Genomic DNA, 24,125 nt, shown 5'->3' on the forward strand with positions numbered 1-24,125 from the left:
TAGTAGCACCTATTTTTGTTAATCACAATGAACCCACTTTTTAACCGCTGTTGCTAATTCGTCTGGGTTAAATTTAGCAATAAAGTCATCTGCCCCGACTTTTTCAATCATAGCCTGGTTAAAAACACCACTCAGAGAGGTATGCAAAATAACATGCAAAGGTGCAAGTTTGGGATCTGCTTTTATTTCAGCTGTTAAGGTATAGCCGTCCATTTCTGGCATTTCAACGTCTGAGATAAGTAACGCTACTCGCTCAGTAATATCGTTTTTACAATCAAGCTCTGCTATTTCTTTTAATCTTATAAGTGCTTCTTTACCATTTTTGGCAAGCTCTGTTTGCACACCTAAAGGCTCTAGGGCACGTTTAACTTGATTACGCGCAACAGCAGAGTCGTCTGCAATAAATACGATACGTTCGCCTAAATCTTTTTGAATATCGCCACTTTGTGCAACTTCAGCACTTACTTCTGTGTTTACTGGGCAAATTTCGTTGAGAATTTTTTCTACATCGAGAATTTCGACTAATTCATTTTCGATTTCGGTCACTGCTGTTAAATATGAATAACGTCCGGCACCTGATGGCGGTGGCATTATTTTTTCCCAATTCATATTTACAATACGTTCAACTCCGCCCACTAAAAACCCTTGCACAGAGCGATTGTATTCAGCAATAATTATGAAGCTGTCTTTAATGTTGTCGATTGGGCGCCCACCTACAGCCATTGATAAATCAATTACTGAAATAGTTTGACCACGAATATGTGCAACACCACGAATATACGGATTAGATTTTGGCATGCTTGTTAGTGGAGGGCATTGCAGCACTTCTCTCACTTTAAATACATTAATACCAAAACGCTGACGCCCTCTGAGCTTAAATAAAAGTAATTCTAGGCGGTTCTGCCCAACCAACTGTGTGCGTTGGTTTACTGAGTCTAAAATGCCTGCCATTCAAATCTCCTAAAGAAAACAAATAATACGGAACGATAATTGCTTTCTATTTATAAAGCTACATAACATCGCGGGTGCGTCTACTTTTTGACGCAAAATATTTATACCCTGTTTGAAACCATAAGCATAGTCGAAACATTATGAGTTTGTTAAAAAAAATCAGAAGATACAGTGTTTTTTATTTTGTTACTAGCTTGTGCTTTGTATTCCCTTTGCAAGCTAAAGTGTTTAGTAAAGATTTATTACAGGACATGGCCGTTGCTTATATAGCTAAGCAGATTGGTACATTGCAAAATACTAATATTCAATTAAGTGCACTGCCTTTAGATAGTCGCATTCCTGATCGTGTCTGTAATACTGAGCTTGAATTATCAACATCCGATGAGCCACCATTTAACCGCCAAGTAACCCTACAAGCCAAGTGCAATGATGCGCAAACGTGGGCTCAATATGTTCATGTAAGAGTTGTTGAAATGGCTCCAGTTGTTGTTGCTACTGCTAATTTAACCCGCGGTGAAGTAATAACTAAATCGCATTTAAGTATTGAAATGAAACCAACTCACTTTGTACGAATACAGTACTTAGATGACCCCACAATGCTAATAGGCAGCAGAAGTAAACGAAATATTAGAAGTGGTATGCCAGTATTACTAAACCAAATTTGTATGGTGTGTAAAGGTGACTCTGTTAATATTTACGCTAACCTTAGAGGCCTTAGAATTAAAACCACAGGTATTGCTTTAGAAGACGGTACTTTGGGCGAACAGATACAAATAAAAAACAAAAAGTCAGGTAAAGTTTTAAATGCGAGAGTAGATGGTGTAGAGTCTGTTCAGGTGAATATTTAATTTAGATTTATACTAAAGTATCCTGCGTATATGCCGATAACATGGCATAAGTTGGGTAATATACGGGTTTATTATTATGGTTAATCAAGTTAATGGCAGTAATCAACAAGCTAATGCGTTAACAAATGCAAAGCAACAACAAGTTGATTTAAAAAAAGATAACGCAAATACACAAGCGACGCAGACACCTTCGCCTAAAGCAGCAAGTGACTCTGTAAGCTTGACGCCGCAAGCGCAGCAATTAAAAACGCTTCAAGATAAAGCACAGCAATCGTCTGGCTTTGATAGCGATAAAGTTGCTGAGCTTAAAAAAGCAATAACCGAAGGTAAATATCAAGTGGACAGTGAAAAGCTTGCTAAAAACTTAGCTGATTTTGAGTTTAACGTGTATGGCTGATCATAATAGTTTAATTAGCGTAAAACTAAACCAACAAGTAAGTTGTTTAGATTCTTTGCATACGCTATTAAACGACGAGCTTACTGCTATTGCTTCACGACGTGGTGCTGGTTTAAAAGAAATTACCCAACAAAAAATGTCTTTTTTAACTAAGCTAAGCACTCTAGATAAAGAGCTAAGTAAGCTAATTGCCAGTAACGATACACAAAATCCTGAAATATCTGAGCTAATAAGCCAAGTTAAAACTCAACTTGCGCAATGCCAAAAACAAAATAATGTTAATGCTCATGCTGCCCGTCAAGCGCAACTTAGTGTTAAACAATTAAAAGAGATATTAATTGGCGCACCAACGTCAATGACCTACGACCAAGCCGGTAAGTCTGTAAATACCGAGAGTAAACTGGTTCGTAATTTAAAAGCGTAAGCCCAAAATTTTACATTAAAAAAGCCTCATTGATTTATCAATAAGGCTTTTTTAATGTCCTTTATTCTTAAATTTCGTTATAAATAATATCAATTTTCTTAATAATGTAGCCCCCTTAATAAATAATTAAGAGGGCTCTATTAATATTAAATATCCGTTTGATTATTACTACTTTCAATTAAGTGTTTAATCATTTCCTCCGATTGATTTTGTACATCAACCGCAGGTGCTGCTGTATCAATGCTTCCCCCGCTTTGGGCTGGGGTATAAGCAATTGCAGAGCCTTCGTCTTCAACCAGTGTATTTAGCGCTATAAGCTGCTCTGCATCTTCGCTAATGATTACGTCATTAATATTAAGCGGTTCTGCCGAACTCATTTGCACCGTTTGCTCAGGTGTTGATAGACCACTCAAGTTACCTAAATCAATTGTTTCAGTACTTAATACGTTGTTGCTTGAAACTTCATTAGGAATTGTATCGCCTAGAGCCGACTCTTCGCTAAATGATGCAGGGATTGTGTCGCTAGATGCTGAACCTGCTGTTGATATACTAGCAACTTCAGTACCTTCACCATCAATAGTTGTGGTATTACCAACTTCGTCTTCAAATATAATTCTGACATCTCTTAAGCCGTTACCTATTAAAGCCAAAAGATCTATATCTACACTTGTGAAAGCCCAACTTCCATCGCTTTGAACTCTCGTTGTTTCGTTTCCAACGCTTATACCTAATAGTAGCGAGTTATCTAAAGTAACTGTGGTACCAGGCTCTGCATCTGTAGTGCCATGAAAACCTATAACAGCTATTTTTATAAGTCCTGTAATACCACCGAGTAAATAATCAACTTCAAAATCATTTACTATAGGTGGTGTAGTATCAATAACCAATCCAGATATACTACCGCTTGAAGTTGTATTACCTGATGTATCAGTTGCTACCGCTGTTACAGTATAAGCCCCATCAGCTAAGGTAGTATTAGCTGTTACGCTCCACTCACCAGATGCATCAGCAGTTACTGTTTCCGTTGCCTCTGTAGCGCCACTAAAGGTAACAGTTACAGACTCACCAGGAGCGGCTGTACCTGTTATAACTGGGTTTTGATCTATAGTTAGTACCAATCCTGAATCGATTGTGATTCCTGAATCAACGGCACTGCTTGCTGATCCTTCTCCGATATTACCTGCACCATCAGCAATGCTTACATCAACGCTGTAGTTACCCTCAGGAAGTACTTCTGTAGAGGTCACGCTCCAAGTTCCATCAGGCTCAACTGTTGTTTGAACATTGTGAGTGGCACCTGCAGAATCGGTAAACATAACTATTACAGCCGCACCTGCATAGCTTCCGGTTACAGAGCCTGTAATGGTAGGCGTTGTATCTTGCCCTACTGTAATTGGGTCTATCACTATAGTTGGTGCAGTGTAGTCTGTGCTTGACACCATTGTATCGCTTGATGAGTTACCTGCAGCGTCACTCACTGTCGCAGTAGCGCTAAAACTACCTTCACTCAGTGCGGTAGTAGCTGTTACTGACCATGTGCCATTGCCTGCAACTTGAGCGGTAATAGTTTGTGAATCGTTATTAGCATCAGTAATAACAACACTCACATTGGTACCTGCTGGTGCATCACTTATACCTGTTATCGTCGGTAGCGGGTTATTGGTTACAGGTAATTGATCAACTTCAACTGTTGGTGGTGTTAAATCAACAATGCCATCAAGACTTGTACTACTCGTAAGTGACAAGTTTTCAACAGTGGCATCGACTGTAAAAGCACCCTCTGCTAACGGTACTGTAGGTATTAAACTCCATATACCTGCTATAGCCGTGGTGTTATAGGTTGTTGCGGTACCACTGCTATCAGTAATAACGACTTCTACATTGCCATTTAATACATCTGTTGTGCCGCTAATGGTAGGTGTTGTATCGCTTGTATCAATTATTGGGTTTATCAACAAACTTGGCAGGGTTGTACTGACAGTACCTATTTGATTTACAGTGGTTGTATTACCAGCGCTATCGGTACTTATGGCCTCAACTGTAATTTCTCCTTCAGGTAATAAAGGAGCAATGACAGACCAAGTACCATCTCCTAAAACAGTAGTAGTAACTGTTTGTACTGCGGCTGTTGAGTCAGTGATATTTACAGTAATTAAACTCCCTACTTCCTCATCGCTAGAGCCAGTAATTGTTGGTGTTAGGGAATTAAGTACACCTAATGCATCTATTTCTAACGCTGGTGGAATGGTGTCTATAGTTACTTGTTCAATGGCTGACTGCCCAGTATTACCTGCGGCATCAGTAATACTCGCATACACATCATATACACCATCTGATAAGCTAGTTGTTACTAAAGACCACGTGCCGTCGCTACCAACTACAGCATCAAATACTGTTTCATTACCGTTACTATCAACCACTGTTACGTCAATATCTGTACCTGGTGCTTCTTCCGATGTGCCTGAAATAGTTAATAAATCGGTATCGCTAATGCTCAATGGTAAAATTCCAACTACTGGTACTAGCGTATCAACGACAAATTCAAGCGTATCAGTTACTACATTACCTGCTTCGTCTGTAATACTCACATTAGCAACGTGTTGCCCTTCAGATAATGCATCAACTTCAAGTGTAAATATTCCCAAAGCATCAACTGTAGTAGTTAGTACAGTGCCGCCATCTAGTTGTATTTCAACAACACCATTAATTAAATCACTGGTACCTTGGATTATTGGCGTGGAGTCTGATGTTGTGCCAATAACCTGTAAGCCAAGTGTTGGCGATATTGTATCCACCACTGCGGTAAGTAGTTGCGTGGTAGTAATACCGACCTCACTTAACACGTCAACTGTTACGCTAAATGTCCCCTCAGCTAATGATTGAGGAACCTGCACAGCCCACGTATTATCTGCTTGCACTATAGCCGTAAGCTCTTGTACTACATTTTCGCTATCTACCACTTTAACTAGCACTTCAGTGCCTGGTGCTTGGTCGGTCGTACCACTAATTATTGGTAAATCGCCCTCACCAGTAGCAAAGTCAACTACCGCATTTAGTACTGGGGTTGAAGCATCTACGTCTGCAGTGGTTACTGTGGTTGTGTTACCTGCCTCATCAGTAGCTGAAGCTTTAATAACAGATAAGCCAATAACATTAACGGCTAGGCCTAATAGCTCCCAATCACCATTTGCATCTGTGGTTACATCGTATGTTAAATCGAGTAAATCACCTGCAAGCTCTAGAGTAACCGTAACGGTTTTACCTTCGCCCAAATCAGATGTACCAGATAAAGAAACCAACTGACCTAATAGGAACGAAGGCACAATTGTTAGCTCTGGTCCCACGGTATCAACCTCACCACCGGTTTTATTGTCGACCGAAGTATTGCCCGCAGCATCGCTAATAGTTGCACTAACACTGTAAACACCGTCAGCTAAAATATTATTAGCAGCCGCTTGCCAGTCTCCATTGCCATCGGTTTGAACGGTCATTTGATGAGAAACTCCAGCAGAATCAGTAAAGGTAACAATAACGTTTGTATTTGCCTCGTTAGACGTACCTGTAATCAATGGAGTGCTATCTTGAGTTAGTATTAATGAACTTTGATTAATACTAATTTCAGGAGCAATTGTATCAATGGTTGCTGTATTTGTTGCGTCCCCGGTATTACCCGCGCTGTCAGTAACAAATACTTCAACTGAATAATCTCCTTGTGATAGAGAGCTAGTTGCCTCTACAGACCATACACCACCAGTTTGAACTGTTGTATTTACAGTATGCTCATTACCTTGTGCATCAGTGAATACCACTGCAACAGCATCACCCACATTGGCACCTGTCACACTTCCAGAAATACTTGGAGTTAGATCAGTACTTCCAACAATATCGCTAATAGTTACAACTGGCGCAGTTATATCAACTACCCCTGTAGTACTTGTGTTTACAGGGTTACCGGCAGTATCTGTGGTTGAAGCTGAAACCGTGTAAGCGCCCTCACTCAACTCTGTACTTGCAGCGACTGACCATGTGCCATTTGCACCAACCGTAGCATTAACCGTTTGCTCTGCACCTAAGCTATCAGTAATTAAAATAATAACTAATGCGCCTTGCGGTGCGGTTGTTGTGCCTGAAATTGTAGGCGTTGTATCATTTAAAGTTACAAGCGGAGTAATACTAAGCGTTGGCGCGGTTAAATCGATAACACCGCTACCTGTTGTATTACTCGTTAAGCCTCCTTCAGTCACACTTGCCGAAACAGTAAACTCACCTTCAGGAAGAATACTTGTCGCATCAACACTCCAAATACCGCCTACTACCGTCGTAGTTACAGTATGTGAAACGTTATTAACGTCAGTTATAACGACAGTGATCACCGAGTTATCTATTGCACTACTTGTGCCTGATATTGCTGGTGTTTGATCGTTCGTATCAACCATTGTATTAATATTAATTGTAGGCGCATTGGTATTTAAAGTTGCGGTACTATTTGCAACTGATTCATTCCCTGCGGCATCAGTAACACTTGCAGAAACTGTAACTTCACCATCAGTCAGTGCATCTGTAATATCTACAGTCCAAGCACCACCTGCACCAACAACAGTTGTGTAAATCTCGGTACTATCTCCATCGGTCACAGTTACTGTAATACTCGTGTTTTCAGGTTCATTGGATGTGCCTGAAATAGTTGGCGTGCTGTCATTAATTGTACCTAATGCGTTTATAGTAATACTTGGTGCTTGAGTATCAATAAAGCTCGAGCCTGTATCCACACCTTGATTGCCAGCATCATCGGTAATACTTACCTCTACATCATAATTGCCATCTGGCAAGCTTGGCGCCGTAACTTGCCAATCGCCGTTAGCATCAACTATTGCGGTTAAAGTATGTATATCACCGTTGCTATCTGTAATAACTATATCGACCACCGTATCCTGTGGTTCAGTTGAAGTACCACTTATAACTGGTGTCTCAGTGTTAAATACAGTTATGTCATTAAGTACAATAACAGGTACTTGGGTATCAATTGTTAAATCAATTGTCGTGCTGCTGGTATTATTAGCGTCATCGGTAATACTTACTTGGGCCGTATAATCACCATCAACAAGTGCTACGGGGACATCTACTTGCCAATTGCCATCAGTACCCACTGTTGCTGTTAGTGTTTGCCCGCCGATAAGGATGGTTACATCAGCACCAATCTCATTACTCGTGCCTGAAATTGTAGGGGTTGTATCTATTGTCGCGTTAACTTCGTTCACAATTAATGTAGGAGCAACGCTATCTATTTCACCTTGAGTCTGCTGCGTTGTTAAATTACCAACACTGTCTCTAACCTCTGCAACAACGGTGTATTGACCTTGCGCTAGCTCTGCTGGTACATCTGCTGCCCAACTGCCATCGGCTTGAACAATCGCAGTAAACTCTTGGCTTTGCCCTGCACTATCGGTAACAGTCACGTCAATTACAGTGCCTTGCCCCATATCGGTGGTGCCGGTAATTACTGGGGTGCTATCATTCGATAAAGCATCAACACTAACGGTTAGTTCTGGCGCTACGTTATCAAAATCAAGCGTATTGACTGATGCAATATTACCTGCTGCATCAGTTGCTGTTGCAGTTACATAAGCAAGACTTAGTAAAGGTACTGTTATGTTTGCAAGCCCCCACGTACCATCAGGATTTGTTGTCGCTGTATAAGTTGCGCCAACTAACCCACCAACTAGGTACTCTGTAATAGTGATTACAGAGCCTCCCGGTAAATCAGAATCCCCCGAAAGAGAAACTAAATTACCTAATAAAAACGATGGAATAATTTCAAGATCCGGAGCGGTTATATCGACTTCGCCAGTGTCTGTACCCGTGCCTGTATTGCCTGCAGCATCGGTGATGCTGGCGCTGACGCTGTAGTTCCCTTCGGCTAAATCAGTCGTTGGTGTCGCGCTCCAGTTACCGTTGATATCCGTTTGTACATCAATGATCTGAACTGAATTGGCAGCGTCGGTAAACGTAACGGTGATGGTACTGTTAGGTGCATCACTGCTACCCGTTACTGTTGGTGTGCTGTCGTTTGTTAATACTGGCGCATCTACACTCACACTTGGTGCTGTGGTATCAATGGTGCCGTTGCCTGTAATATCGGTGCTGTTGCCTGCTGCATCGCTGATGTTGGCGGTGATCGTGTATGGCCCTTCTGCCAGTGCAGTCGGTACTTCTATAGAGAAGTTGCCATCGGCATCCACAGTGGTCGTAAAGGTTTGTGTATTACCTTGATCGTCCACCACGGTGAAGTTAATAACCGTGCCTTCAACCGCATCGCTTGTGCCACTGAGTGTCGGGGTGATGTCGTTGCTTGAGCCTGGGCTGGTAAGTACAAGTGTAGGTGCGGTGGTGTCTACTTCGCCGGTGCCTGTAGCGGTGGTGTCATTGCCTGCTGCATCGCTCACGCTTGCGCTGATGGTGTATCCACCTTCTGCAATGGCTGCCGGTACAGGAATTGACCACGTACCATTAGCAAGTACGGTGGCGCTCATTGTTTGCGCTGCACCGCTGCTATCGGTCACGATAACCGTTACCGTACTGCCTTGCGATGCATCGCTGGTACCTGCAATCGTTGGCGTGGTGTCGTTGCCTACACCGTTGTTGGTAATAACAAGGCTCGGACCTGTTAGGTCGATCTGACCTGTCTCTGTGGCGCTGCCAATATTGCCCAGTCCATCATCTACCTGTGCGGTGACAGTATATTCACCTTCGGCTAAATCAATTGGTGCATCGACGCTCCATACACCACCCGTTACGGTCGTATCAACAGTCGTAATATTCCCTGCACTGTCTTCAAACGTTAAGCTAATGGTTGTGCCATCAGCTGCATCACTTGTCCCGCGAATTTCTGGCGTGGTGTCATTGGTGTCAACCAGTACATTAATACTGATGCTTGGCGCCGTGGTGTTGAGTGTTGCGTTTTCACTTAATGTAGTGGTGTTGCCTGCACTGTCACTGACGCTTGCTTCGATAGTGAGTGGACCATCAGTTAGCGCGTTCGGTACATCCGCTGACCAGCTGCCATCTGCTTGCACTGTTGCAGTGAACGTTTCTGTATTATTTGCATCCGTGACGTTAATCGTTATAACCGTGCCTACTGGCGCGTTCGATGTCCCGCTAATTGTTGGTGTGCTGTTATTAGTGGCACCTATTGTGTCTAACGTCAGTGTCGGCGCTAAGGTATCTAAGCTGCCAGTTTGTGTGGCGCCGCCAGTGTTACCTGCATCATCGGTGATACTGGCTTGTACGGTGTAGCTTCCATCTGGTAATTCAGGGCTAGTTGCTTGCCAATCACCGTTTGCATCCACAGTAGCGGTGATTGGGTGTTCATCACCGTTACTGTCAGTAATAACAATGTTTATAACCGTGCCTGCAGGCTCTGCTGAGGTACCACTAATCACTGGGGTGCTGTCGTTACCCAAACCCAGTGCATCAACGGTGACAACCGGTGTAATAGTATCCACATTACCACTGCTGTTTGCTGTGCTCTCATTGCCTGCCGCATCGGTAATACTCGCGCTTACAGTAAAGTCACCTTGTGCAAGGGCACCTGGAATTTCAATGTTCCAGTGACCATCGCTGCCAACTAGGGTCTCAATCGTTTGCACAGCACCTGCGCTGTCGGTGATGGTGAGTGTAATAGTGCCACCAATTTCATTACTGGTGCCCTGCAGCTCAGGTGTTAAATCGCTAACATCGCCTACGTTTTGAATGGTTAAAGTGGGTGCTTGTGTGTCGATGGTGGTGGTATCACTCACGGTGGTTTCGTTGCCGACACTATCGCGCACACTTACTTCAATCGTGCTTTCACCTTCACTTAATGGTGTCGCTGGTGTGGCGCTCCAGTTGCCATTGGCATCCACTAAGGCGGTGATGGTTTGCGGGTTGCCTGCGCTGTCGGTCACTACGATAGTCACTTGTGCCCCCTCGCCCGCATCACTTGTACCGCTTATGATTGGCGTGTTGCTGTCGCTTTGTGCTGCAACATCAACAGTGAGTGTCGGTGGTGTATTATCAAAGTCGTCTGAGCTAATTGTACGGGTATTACCTGCGGCATCGGTCGCTGTTGCGATCACTGAGCCAACATCAAGTAATGATACATCTAATCCGACTAATGACCAGTTGCCATCCGCATCTGTTGTAGTGGTATATGTTGCACCAATACCACCGCCTACCAGTTGCTCGGTAATAGTAATTTCACTGCCTACTGGCAAATCAGAGGTGCCGCTTAGGGTAATTAATAAACCAAGCTCAAACGTTGGTGTAAAGGCAAGTGCTGGCGGGGTTACGTCTACTTCGCCCGTATATGTACCTGTACCTGTGTTGCCTGCGGCATCGGTGATGCTGGCGCTGACGCTGTAATTACCTTCAGCTAATGTACCTGTTGGTGTCGCACTCCAGTTACCATTAGCATCGGTTTGTACATCAATGCTTTGAGTAGCATTCGCTGCATCTGTAAACGTAACGGTAATGGTGCTATTAGGTGCATCACTGGTGCCTGTCACTGTTGGCGTGCTGTCATTTGTTAATACTGGCGCATCTACACTCACACTTGGTGCTGTGGTATCAATGGTGCCGTTGCCTGTAATGTTGGTGCTGTTACCTGCCACATCGCTGATGTTAGCGGTGATCGTGTACGGCCCTTCTGCCAGTGCAGTCGGTACTTCTATAGAGAAGTTGCCATCGGCATCCACAGTGGTGGTGAACGTTTGTGAGCTACCTAAATCATCCACAACGGTGAAGTTAATAACCGTGCCTTCAACCGCATCGCTTGTTCCGCTGAGTGTTGGGGTGATGTCACTACTTGAGCCTGGACTGGTAAGTACAAGTGTCGGTGCAATGGTATCTATTTCACCAGTGCCTGTGGCAGTGGCTTCGTTGCCTGCGGCATCGCTCACACTGGCGCTCAGTGTAAAGGTGCCTTCAGCCAGTACTTGCGTGGCTGCTACGCTCCATGTGCCATTAACCCCTAATGTGGTCGTTACGGTATGAGTAATATTATTACTGTCGGTGATTTCAACGCTCACGGTGCTGCCTTGTGGCGCATTCGCTGTGCCGGTGATCGTAGGTGTTGTGTCATCAGTCACGGTTACATCATTTACGGCAATATTAGGAATGGTCGTATCCACTACGCCATTTTCTGTTGCTGTACTTGTATTGCCGCTTCCATCTGTAACACTCGCTTCAACTTCATAACTGCCTTCAGCTAAGTCAACAGGAGCTTCAACACTCCAGATACCGTCTGTAACAGTTGTTTGTACCGTGTTTGTTATGTCATTACTGTCCGTGAAACTGACGGTGATAATAGTGCCATTTGCTGCACTGCTGGTACCGCTCACATTCGGCGTTGTATCATTTGTATCCATTAATGCATCAATATTAATACTCGGTGCGTTGGTATCTAATGTTGCGCCTTCACTTAACGTGGTGGTGTTGCCTGCACTGTCACTGACGCTTGCTTCGATAGTGAGTGGACCATCAGTTAGCGCGTTCGGTACATCCGCTGACCAGCTGCCATCGGCTTGCACTGTTGCAGTGAACGTTTCTGTATTATTTGCATCCGTGACGTTAATCGTTATAACCGTGCCTGCTGGCGCGTTCGATGTCCCGCTAATTGTTGGCGTGCTGTCGTTGGTTGCGCCTACTGTGTCTAACGTCAGTGTCGGCGCTAAGGTATCTAAGTTGCCTGTTTGTGTAGCGCCGCCGGTGTTGCCTGCATCATCGGTGATACTGGCTTGCACGGTGTAGTTGCCATCCGGTAATTCAGGGCTGGTTGCTTGCCAGTCACCGTTTGCATCCACTGTGGCGGTGATTGGGTGTTCATCACCGTTACTGTCGGTAATAACAATGTTTATAACCGTGCCTGTAGGCTCTGTTGAGGTACCACTAACAACTGGGGTGCTGTCGTTGCCTAAACCCAGTGCATCAACGGTGACAACCGGTGTAATGGTATCCACATTACCACTGCTGTTTGCGGTACTCTCGTTGCCTGCGGCATCGGTAATGCTGGCAACAACGCTAAAGTCACCTTGTGCAAGGGCTGTCGATACTTCGATTGCCCAGTGACCATCGCTGCCTACAACAGTGCTAAGGGTTTGATTGATGCCTTCGCTATCGGTGATGGTGAGTGTGACTGTCCCACCAATCTCATTACTGGTGCCCTGAAGCTCTGGTGTTAAATCGCTGACATCACCCACGTTTTGAATGGTGAGTAGTGGCGCTTGCGTGTCGATAGTGGTGGTGTCACTCACTGTAGTTTCGTTGCCAACACTGTCGCGTACACTCACTTCAATCGTGCTTTCGCCTTCGCTCAGCGGTGTGGTTGGAGTGGCACTCCAATTGCCATCCGCACCCACAAGCGCAGTGATAGTTTGTGGGTTGCCTGCGCTATCAGTAACCACGATAGTCACTTGTGCCCCCTCGCCCGCATCACTTGTGCCGCTTATGATTGGTGTATTGCTGTCGCTTTGTGCTGCAACATCAACAGTGAGTGTCGGCGGTGTATTATCAAAGTCATCTGAGCTAATTGTACGGGTATTACCTGCGGCATCGGTCGCTGTTGCGATCACTGAGCCAACATCAAGTAAAGATACATCCAACCCGACTAATGACCAGTTGCCATCCGCATCCGTTGTAGTGGTATATGTTGCACCAATACCACCGTTAACAAGTTGCTCGGTAATAGTAATTTCACTGCCAATGGGCAAGTCAGACGTACCGCTTAGGGTAATTAATAAACCAAGTTCAAACGTTGGTGTAAAGGCAAGTGCTGGCGGGGTTACGTCTACTTCGCCACTGTCCGTGCCGGTGCCTGTGTTGCCTGCAGCATCAGTGATGCTGGCGCTGATATTGTAATTACCTTCAGCTAATGTACCTGTTGGTGTCGCACTCCAGTTACCATTAGCATCGGTTTGTACATCAATGCTTTGAGTGGTATTTGCTGCATCTGTAAACGTAACCGTGATGGTGCTGTTAGGTGCATCACTAGTCCCTGTCACTGTAGGCGTGCTGTCGTTGGTAAGTACTGGCGCATCCACACTCACACTTGGTGCAGTGGTATCAATGGTGCCATTGCCTGTAATATCGGTGCTGTTACCTGCCACATCGCTGATATTGGCGGTGATCGTGTACGGCCCTTCTGCCAGTGCAGTCGGTACTTCTATAGAGAAGTTGCCGTCTGCATCCACAGTGGTGGTAAAGGTTTGTGTATTACCTTGATCGTCCACAACCGTGAAGTTAATAAGCGTGCCTTCAACGGCATCGCTTGTTCCGCTAAGTGTCGGGGTGATGTCATTACTTGAACCAGGGCTGGTAAGTACGAGGGTCGGTGCAATTGTATCCAGCTCTCCTGCGCCTGTGGCGGTGGTGTCGTTGCCAGCGGCATCGCTCACGCTTGCGCTTACGGTGAAGTTACCTTCTGCAAGGGCTGTCGTAACAGGAACTGACCACGCTCCACTTCCGCCAACTGTCGCGGTAATGGTTTGCTGTGCACCGGCACTGTCTGTCACAATAATAGTGACTTCACTGCCTTGTGGCGCATCGCTTGTACCGGAGATAGTCGGTGTCGTGTCATTGCTAACACCATTGTCTGCAATAACAAGGCTTGGTGCGGTTAAGTCAATCTCGCCTGTTTCGGTGGCGCTGCCGATATTACCTAGGCCATCGTCTACCTCTGCGGTGACAGTATATTCGCCTTCGGCTAGTACGCTTGGAGCATCGACGCTCCATACACCGCCCGTTACGGTCGTATCAACAGTCGTAATATTCCCTGCACTGTCTTCAAACGTTAAGCTAATGGTGGTGTTATCTGCCGCATCGCTTGTACCATTAATGGTTGGGGTGGTGTCGTTGGTATCAACCAATGCATTAATACTGATGCTTGGGGCTGTGGTGTTGAGTGTTGCGGTTTCACTTAACGTGGTGGTGTTGCCTGCACTGTCACTGACGCTTGCTTCAATAGTTAATGGACCATCAGTTAACGCGTTCGGTACATCTGCTGACCAGCTGCCATCGGCTTGCACTGTTGCGGTAAACGTTTCTGTTGTGGTGCCGTCGCTTACACTGATGTTTATCACTGTGCCCGCTGGCGCATTGCTGCTTCCGCTGATTGTTGGGGTGCTGTCGTTGGTTGCACCGACTGTGTCTAACGTCAGTGTCGGCGCTAAGGTATCTAGGTTGCCCGTTTGTGTCGCGCCGCCGGTGTTGCCTGCATCATCGGTGATACTGGCTTGCACGATGTAGCTTCCATCTGGTAATTCAGGGCTGGTTGCTTGCCAATCGCCGTTTGCATCCACAGTAGCGGTGATTGGGTGTTCATCACCGTTACTGTCGGTAATAACAATGTTTATAACCGTGCCTGCAGGCTCTGTTGAGGTACCACTAATCACTGGGGTGCTGTCATTGCCAAGGCCCAGTGCATCCACGCTCACAACCGGGGTGATGGTATCCACGTTGCCACTGCTGCTCGCGGTGCTCTCGTTGCCTGCAGCATCAGTAATGCTGGCAACAACGCTAAAGTCACCTTGTGCAAGGGCACCTGGAATTTCAATATTCCAGTGACCATCGCTGCCAACTAGGGTCTCAAGGGTTTGCACAGCACCTTCGCTGTCGGTGATGGTGAGTGTTACGGTGCCACCAATTTCATTACTGGTGCCCTGAAGCTCTGGTGTTAAGTCGCTGACATCGCCTACGTTTTGAATGGTGAGTAGTGGCGCTTGCGTGTCGATAGTCGTGGTGTCACTCACGGTGGTTTCATTGCCGACACTGTCGCGCACACTTACTTCAATGGTCGTTTCACCTTCGCTTAGCGGTGTGGTTGGAGTGGCGATCCAATCACCGTTTGCATCCACAAGGGCGGTGATAGTTTGTGAATTACCATCGCTATCGGTCACTACAATAGTGACTTGCGCGCCTTCACCCGCATCACTTGTACCGCTTATGATTGGCGTGTTGCTGTCGCTTTGTGCTGCAACATCAACAGTGAGTGTCGGCGGTGTATTATCAAAGTCATCTGAGCTAATTGTACGGGTATTACCTGCTGCATCGGTCGCTGTTGCGATCACGGAGCCTAAGTTCAGTAATGAGATGTCGATACCAGTTAATGACCAGTTACCATTGGCATCTGTGGTTGTGGTGTAACTTAGTCCTACGCCACCGCCTACCAGTTGCTCGGTAATGGTAATTTCACTGCCAGCCGGTAAATCAGAGGTACCGTTTAATAACACCAATGAACCTAATAAGAAGGTAGGTGTAAACGCTAAATCTGGTGGTGTAACATCTACTTCGCCACTGTCTGTACCCGTGCCTGTATTGCCTGCGGCATCGGTAATGCTGGCGCTGACGCTGTAATTACCTTCAGCTAATGTACCTGTTGGTGTCGCACTCCAGTTACCATTTGCATCGGTTTGTACATCAATGCTTTGGGTGGCATTTGCTGCGTCTGTAAATGTAACCGTAATGGTGCTGTTAGGTGCATCACTGGTGCCAGTCACAGTTGGTGTGGTGTCGTTGGTGAGTACTGGCGCATCCACACTCACACTTGGTGCTGTGGTATCAATGGTGCCAATGCCTGTAATGTTGGTGCTGTTACCTGCCACATCGCTGATGTTGGCGGTGATCGTGTACGGCCCTTCTGCCAGTGCAATCGGTACTTCAACTGAGAAGTTGCCATCAGCACCCACAGTGGTGGTGAAGGTTTGTGTATTGCCTTGATCGTCCACTACGGTGAAGTTAATAACCGTGCCTTCAACGGCATCGCTTGTGCCACTGAGTGTCGGGGTGATGTCGTTACTTGAGCCTGAGCTGGTAAGTACAAGTGTCGGTGCGGTGGTATCTATTTCACCAGTGCCTGTGGCGGTGGCTTCATTACCAGCGGTGTCTTCAACACTCGCGCTAATGGTGTATGCACCTTCTGCAAGTGCTACCGGTACAGGGATTGACCACGTGCCATTGGCAAGTACAGTGGCGCTCATTGTTTGTGGTGTGCCACTGGTATCTGTCACTATAACCGTTACCGTACTGCCTTGCGGTGCATCGCTAGTACCGGTAATAGTTGGGGTGGTATCGTTGCCTACGCCGTTGTCGGTAATAACAAGGCTCGGTGCGGTTAAGTCTATCTGACCTGTTTCGGTGGCGCTGCCGATATTACCTAGGCCATCGTCTACCTCTGCGGTCACCGTGTATTCACCTTCGGCTAAATCAGTTGGTGCATCAACGCTCCAGACGCCACCCGTTACCGTCGTATCAACAGTCGTAATATTCCCTGCACTGTCTTCAAACGTTAAGCTAATGGTGGTGTTATCTGCCGCATCGCTTGTACCATTAATGGTTGGGGTAGTGTCGTTGGTATCAACCAATGCATTAATACTAATGCTTGGGGCCGTGGTGTTGAGTGTTGCGGTTTCACTTAATGTAGTGGTATTACCGGCGTTATCACTAACGCTAGCTTCAATGGTGAGCTCACCATCGCTCAGTGCATTCGGTACATCCGCTGACCAGCTGCCATCAGCTTGTACTGTCGCGGTGAACGTTTCTGTTGTGGTGCCATCACTCACGCTGATGCTAATAACAGTCCCCGCTGGCGCATTGGTACTTCCGCTGATAGTCGGGGTGCTATCGTTCGTTGCGCCCACGGTATCAAGCACAAGCGTTGGCGCGAGGCTATCAATGGTGCCCGATTGCACGGCACTATCGGTGTTACCTGCGGCATCGGTAATGCTGGCTTGCACACTGTAGCTGCCCTCTGGTAATTCAGGGCTGATTGCTTGCCAGTTGCCGTTCGCATCGACTGTGGCTGTAATTGGTGTTTCATCGCCGTTACTGTCTGTGATAACAATATTCACAACGGTGCCTTCAGGCTCTGTTGAGGTACCACTAACAACTGGGGTGCTGTCGTTGCCTAAACCCAGTGCATCAACGGTGATAACCGGTGTAATGGTATCTACATTACCACTACTGTTGGCCGTGGTGTCGTTGCCTGCAGCATCAGTAATGCTGGCAACAACGCTAAAGTCACCTTGTGCAAGGGCACCTGGAATTTCAATATTCCAGTGGCCATCACTTTCAACGGTGGTGGTGAAGGTTTGCTCAGCGCCTTGGCTGTCGGTGATGGTCAGTGTTACGGTGCCGCCAATTTCATTACTAGTGCCCTGCAGCTCAGGTGTTAAATCGCTGACATCGCCTACGTTTTGAATGGTGAGTATTGGCGCTTGTGTGTCTAACGTAATTGTATCTGTAACTGTTGTCGTATTTCCTGCTTCGTCAGATACACTCACTTCGATGGTGTTATCACCTTCATTTAAATCTGTTTGTGGAGTTACTTCCCAGTTACCATTTGCATCTACTGTGGTGCTAAGTGTTTGTTCAACTCCATTTTCATCTGTAATAACAACCGTGATACTGGTACCAACGTCTGCATCACTAGTGCCTGAAATAGTAGGCGTTGAGTCGTTGGTTACAGCTTCAAAGTCAACGGTTAAGCTAGGTCCTGATGTATCTATGTTACCTGTAGCCGTATCTGAAGCGCTATTTCCTGCAGCATCAGATACTTCAGCTTCTACAGAATAATCGCCCGAGGCCAACTCTTGAGAAAGTTCAACACTCCAATTACCTTCTACATCCGTTGTAGTGCTAAATGTGCGAACAACCCCTTGAGAATCAGTAACCGTTAAATTTATAACTGTGCCTGCAACTACGTCTGTTGTGTTACCAGAAATAACCGGTGTTGTATCATTACTTGTTTCTAGTTCATTTACTTGTATGGTTGGAGGCGTAATATCAATTACAGCATCAAGCTCTGCATTAGCCGTTCCACCACCTATGTCTGTTACTGTTGCACTAATTAAAATGGTGCCCTCAGCTAAATTTGCAGGCGGAGTAACACTCCAAAGACCGTTTTCATCAACAACTGTGGTTAAAGTAATTATTGCACCCGCTGAGTCAGTGATCTGAACTTCAACTTGAGAGCCAGCTTGTGCATTAAAAGTATCACCATTTATTTGAGGTGTTTGATCGTTAGTTTCGCCAATAATATCAATGGTAATGGTCAATGCGCTTGTATCAATTGTGCCTGAAGCACTTGCTGTGCCTTCATTACCAGCGCTATCACTAATACTTGCATCTACAGAGTAGCTTCCTTCAGCTAAAGCCGCGGATACTTCTGCAGTCCAACTTCCATCAGCAATTACTTGTGCTGAAATTATTTGTACTGCGCCATTAGCATCGGTCACTGTTAAAGTTATGGTTGAACCAGCAGGCTCCCCGCTAACTGTGCCTGAAATGGTCGGTGTTGTATCACTCGTATCGCCTAGTGCATTAATAGTAACTATTGGCGCTGTGGTATCAACTTCTCCCGTTGTTGTGGCTGTGGTTTCATTACCCGCGGTATCAGTAATCGATACTTCAACAGTAAATTCGCCTTCACTTAATTCGTTCGGTACATCCACACTAAAGGTGCCATCGGCTTGTACTTCAGTAGTAATAGTTTGTGGGTTACCTGCTTCATCAGTTACAGTAATAGTAACAACGGTGCCCTCTGGCTCACCCGTTGCGGTGCCTGAAATAGTTGGGGTGGTGTTGTTAGTATCACCTACGGGGTCAATAATAACTGTTGGCGCGGCAGTATCAACTTCGCCTGTTGTTGTTGCTGTGGTTTCATTACCTGCGGTATCGGTAACCGATACTTCAACGGTAAATTCGCCTTCACTTAATTCATTTGGTACATCAACACTAAAGGTGCCATCGGCTTGTACTTCTGTGGTAATAGTTTGTGGATTACCTGCTTCATCAGTTACGGTAATAGTAACAACCGTGCCCTCTGGCTCACCCGTTGCGGTGCCTGAAATAGTTGGGGTGGTGTTGTTAGTATCACCTACGGGGTCAATAATAACTGTTGGCGCGGCAGTATCAACTTCGCCTGTTGTTGTTGCGGTAGTTTCATTCCCTGCAGTATCGGTAACCGATACTTCAACCGTAAATTCACCTTCACTTAATTCGTTCGGCACATCAATACTAAAGGTGCCATCGGCTTGTACTTCAGTGGTAATGATTTGTGGGTTACCTGCTTCATCAGTCACGGTAATAGTAACAACTGTGCCTTCTGGCTCGCCCGTTGCTGTACCTGAAATAGTTGGGGTAGTGTCGTTACTATCAGCCAGTGCATCTATCGTGATCACCGGTGCTAAAGTATCAACCTCGCCAGTCGTAGTTGCTGTGGTTTCATTGCCCGCAGTATCTGTAACCGATACCTCAACAGTAAATTCACCTTCACTTAATTCGTTCAGCACATCAACACTAAAGGTGCCATCGGCTTGTACTTCAGTAGTAATTATTTGTGGATTACCAGCGTCATCAGTTACCGTAATAGTAACAACTGTGCCCTCTGGCTCACCTGTTGCTGTGCCAGAAATTGTCGGTGTGGTGTCGTTGCTATCTGCCAGTGCATCAATCGTAATAACAGGAGCTGAGGTATCAATAGTACCCGTTGTTACTTCTGTACTTTCGTTACCAGCAGTATCAGTGATTGATACGTCTACGCTGTATTCGCCTTCGCTTAATTCATCTGGTACATCAACAGTGAAAGTGCCGTCAGCGAGTACTTCTGTAGTGATGGTTTGTGGGTTACCTGCTTCATCAGTCACGGTAATAGTAACAACGGTGCCCTCTGGCTCGCCCGTTGCAGTGCCAGAAATTGTCGGTGTTGTATCATTGCTATCAGCGAGTGCATCAATCGTAATAGTTGGTGCGGTATTATCGATAGTTCCTTGTGCTGAAGTTTCACTTTGATTACCTGCCTCATCGCTAACGATGGCATTAACGCCAAAGTCACCTTCAACTAACTCATTAATAGCATCAGCTGTCCAGGTACCATCAGCTAACGTTTGTGTTGTAATTGTTTGTGTATTACCACCAGCGTCCGTCAATGTTAACGTAACCGTTGTTCCGGCTGGTACATTTTGTACGGAACCTGAAATTGTTGGAGTAGTATCGGCGCTATCTGGGATTGCATTAATTGCTATAATTGGAGCTGATAAATCAATTGTTCCAGTACCGGTATCGCTTGCTTCATTACCTGCAGCGTCTGTTACTGTTGCCGTAATTGTAAAGTCGCCTTCAGCAATAGCTTGAGTTGCACCTACTTGCCAAGTTCCATCTTCTGACACAACCGCCGTCAATGTTTGAGACTCACCATTTGCATCAGTAACTAAAACACTAACAAGGCTACCCGGAGCTACATCACTCGTTGTTCCGCTAAATGTAGGTGTTGTATCGTTTGAATCAGCAAAGTCATTTATTGCAACTAAAGGAGGGGTGGTATCAACTGTGCCTAATTGTGAATCTTGAGCTGCGTTACCCGCATTATCAGATACATTAGCTGTTACTGTAAAATCCCCCTCACTTAAAGCAGTTGGAATCTCAATACTCCAAGTACCATCCGCACTTATAGTAGTAACTAACTGTTGCTCAGCTCCTAGACTATCGGTAACAATTAAAGTTACTTCACTGCCCGATGCTAATCCTTGGGTAGAGCCGGTAAGAGTAGGTGTTGTATCGTTTGTATCTGCAATATTGTTAATAGTCACACTTGGTGCGGTTAAATCAACCGTACCTGTAACAGTTGCAGTACTGCTATTGCCAGCAGTATCACTAACACTCGCTGTTACTGTGAAATCCCCTTCACTGAGATCTGCAATAATATCCGCTGTATATGTACCATCGGCATTTGTAAGTGTTGTGAGTGTTTGTTCATTGCCTTCACTGTCAGTTATTACTAAGGTAACTTCTGTTCCTGCTGGTACATCAATTACGTTACCACTTACTGATGGAGTTACATCATTCGTATCCTCAATAGGATTAATCGTGATTGCAGGATCTGTTAAATCAATTTCTCCAGTTTCGCTTGCAGAAGCTGTATTACCCGCAGCATCAGTTACAGTTGCAACCACATTAAACTGGCCTTCAACTAATTCATTACTTGCCTCAACTGACCAGCTTCCGTCAGCACCAGTAACTACTTGCACGGTTTCTGCTACGCCATCGCTTCCTGTAAATGTAACGGTTACTAACGCACCAGGTTCTACGTCTTGTGTAGAGCCGCTAATTGTTGGTGTTGTATCGTTAGTATCAATAATAAAATTAATGCTTATAGTTAAATCAACATTACCTACTGCACTTGCTTGCGCCTCATTGCCCGAGTCATCTATAACCGCTGCAACTACAGTAAAGTCGCCCTCAGGCAGAGGAGTTGTTACTTGTGCAGACCACGAACCATCTTCTTGCGTCACTGCAAGTAATGTAAATGTACTCCCATCGCTTGCCGTAATAGTTAAAGTAATGGTTGTACCTGCAGGCACATTACCGGTGTTACCACTTAAAAATGGAGTGGTATCGTTAGTATTAGCAATTGCATCGATTTGAATTGAAATAGAAGCAAACGTTATTTCGCCGTTTGTTTGCGCAGTAGCCTCATTACCTGCTACATCGGTTACTGACGCAGTTGCGGTAAACTCACCACCTGGCAAGATTTCATTAGCATCAACACTCCATGTGCCATCTTCATTTAATAAAGTAGTTAAAGTTTGTACGCTACCGTTAATATCGGTTACTAATACTGTAATTACAGAGCCCGCTGGAGCGTCTTCCACCCTACCTAAAAATGTTGGTGTAGTATCGTTAGTATCAGCAATTGCGGTAACGGTAATATCTGGGTTTGTTAAATCAACAACACCTTGGTTATTTGCTTGGGCTTGATTACCTGCAGCATCACTTACACTTGCATCAACCTCAAACTGCCCTTCAGCCAATGGCGTAGTTACGTCGATAGACCAATCCCCATCAGCGTTAGTTTGGGTTAATAATGTTTGAGTTTGACCATCAAAATCGGTAATAACCACACTAATAATAGAGCCAGCAGGTACATCTTGCGCGTTACCTGTAATAGTTGGCGTGGTGTCTTGAGTGTCGTTAATATTATTAATTTGTACCGTAGGCGCCGTTAAATCAACTACTCCTGAATCACTTGCTAATGCTAAGTTTCCTACACTGTCGCTTACTTGTGCATCAACCGTAAAATCACCTTCAGGCAAAGGAGTCCCAACTTCTACACTCCAGCTTCCATCGGCTTGAGTAACTGCTGTTAATGTTTGTATTTGTCCTGCACTATCTGTAACAGTAATTGTTACTTGCGTGCCTTCAGGAACCCCATTTGTTGTTCCAACAAGTGGTGGTGTCGCGTTATTTGTTTCATCAGTTACATTTACTGTGATTACCGGAGCAGTTAAATCTACATTCGCTAAAGCTTGATCTACAGCTTGATTTCCAGCGGCATCAATCGCCACTGCGCTTACGTTAAACTCTCCTTCAGATAAAGGTGAGGTAGTAGTAATAACCCAATTTCCTAGCGCATCAACCTGAGTAACAATTGTTTGTACCGTACCTGCACTATCCGTTAACGTGACTGACACATTATCCCCAGTGTTCAACCCAGATACAGTCCCTGTTACTGTCACTGTTTGCGAAGCAGAATCGGCAACAGGATCAATAGCAATAAGTGGAGGTGTTGTATCAATTTCTATAGAAATAGTGTCGTTTATAGGGTTGCCAACAGGATCTGTTGCTTCAACAACAACGGTCACAGGGCCATCCGCAACTGGAGTTGGTAGGGTTATTTCAAAGGTACCATCAGGGCCAATCACAACACTAACTACTTGAGAATTTCCATCAACATCAGTTACCGTTACATTAACTGTTTCGCCAATTAAGTTTTCGCTCGTACCAGTAATTGTTGGTTGTGATGAATTGGTAACACCCAGCTCATTAAGTGAAATAGAAGCTGAAGTTGCGTCAGGCACAATACCATCAGAGGTATCTCTTAAATTAAAAGCTTCAGTAGCGCTTTGATCAAAAGATGAATCAAAAGTAACACTACTAGGATCAACACTTTCAGAAATTCGGGTTAACTGTACAAACGAACTGCCTCCATCTGCACCAGCAGCGTTGCCGCCACCAGCAGCTGTTGCTTCTAAGCTATCTAAAAGGTCTCCATCACCTTCTAATGCATCTAAAAAATCTGTAACGTCTGAATTAGCTGCTGTTGATGAGTCTTGTTCTGTACCTAAGCTTGCGATTGCTTCATCTAAACTTTCATCAAAAACAGTTGTTTCGCTAGCGTCTCTTGCTTCTTTAGCTAATAGGTCTGGTGTTATTTTTACCTTTTGATTTGCGGGTATAGATAAGGTTTCACCTTGCACATCTATTTGTAACGACGACTTAATAGCAGTAACAACTAAATCACCTACGGTAATAATGTCACCCACGTTTAAGGCTCTTACCGATCCATCATCTAACACAACACCCGCCGAACCCTGAATATCAATAACTACAAGTTGATTTGCTTCCATTTAGGTACCCTCAAACTTTTTAAAATAACAATCTAATAAGTTAAAGGTAGAACAAAAAAAGCACATAGATA

The 24,125-nt window shown here is 45.2% G+C and carries 5 protein-coding genes; 3 read left to right on the forward strand and 2 right to left on the reverse strand.

Going from position 1 to position 24,125, the window contains the following annotated elements; translation table 11 throughout:
- Positions 1-18: 18 nt before the first annotated feature.
- Complete coding sequence (locus L659_RS0106355; protein ID WP_007581858.1) at positions 19-951, reverse strand: chemotaxis protein CheV; 933 nt, start codon at positions 949-951, stop codon at positions 19-21.
- Between the two features lie 140 nt (positions 952-1,091).
- On the opposite strand from L659_RS0106355, the gene flgA reads away from it, so the two are divergent.
- The 3 genes from flgA (at position 1,092) to flgN (ending at position 2,620) form a co-directional block, all read left to right on the forward strand.
- Positions 1,092-1,799, forward strand: coding sequence for a flagellar basal body P-ring formation chaperone FlgA (gene flgA, locus L659_RS0106360; protein ID WP_024589966.1), 708 nt, complete (start codon positions 1,092-1,094; stop codon positions 1,797-1,799).
- A 76-nt stretch (positions 1,800-1,875) separates the two neighbouring features.
- The gene (gene flgM / locus L659_RS0106365; protein WP_007581856.1) at positions 1,876-2,196 is read left to right on the forward strand and encodes a flagellar biosynthesis anti-sigma factor FlgM; all 321 of its coding nucleotides are present in this window, start codon (positions 1,876-1,878) and stop codon (positions 2,194-2,196) included.
- Positions 2,189-2,620: a flagellar protein FlgN gene (gene flgN, locus L659_RS0106370; protein WP_024589967.1), complete on the forward strand. Its 432-nt coding sequence runs from the start codon at positions 2,189-2,191 to the stop codon at positions 2,618-2,620. The genes flgM and flgN overlap by 8 nt, the downstream gene beginning before the upstream one ends.
- A 146-nt stretch (positions 2,621-2,766) precedes the next feature.
- On the opposite strand, the gene L659_RS0106375 is transcribed toward flgN, so the two are convergent.
- Positions 2,767-24,054: an Ig-like domain-containing protein gene (locus L659_RS0106375; RefSeq protein WP_024589968.1), complete on the reverse strand. Its 21,288-nt coding sequence runs from the start codon at positions 24,052-24,054 to the stop codon at positions 2,767-2,769.
- Positions 24,055-24,125 lie beyond the last annotated feature (71 nt).

This window comes from Pseudoalteromonas sp. S8-8 (assembly GCF_000497875.1).
Lineage (GTDB): Bacteria > Pseudomonadota > Gammaproteobacteria > Enterobacterales > Alteromonadaceae > Pseudoalteromonas > Pseudoalteromonas arctica.

Coding starts and splice junctions, on each gene's coding strand:
- L659_RS0106355 (WP_007581858.1), bottom strand. CDS start 951: ATGGCAGGCATTTTAGACTCAGTAAACCAACGCACACAGTTGGTTGGG.
- flgA (WP_024589966.1), top strand. CDS start 1,092: ATGAGTTTGTTAAAAAAAATCAGAAGATACAGTGTTTTTTATTTTGTT.
- flgM (WP_007581856.1), top strand. CDS start 1,876: ATGGTTAATCAAGTTAATGGCAGTAATCAACAAGCTAATGCGTTAACA.
- flgN (WP_024589967.1), top strand. CDS start 2,189: ATGGCTGATCATAATAGTTTAATTAGCGTAAAACTAAACCAACAAGTA.
- L659_RS0106375 (WP_024589968.1), bottom strand. CDS start 24,054: ATGGAAGCAAATCAACTTGTAGTTATTGATATTCAGGGTTCGGCGGGT.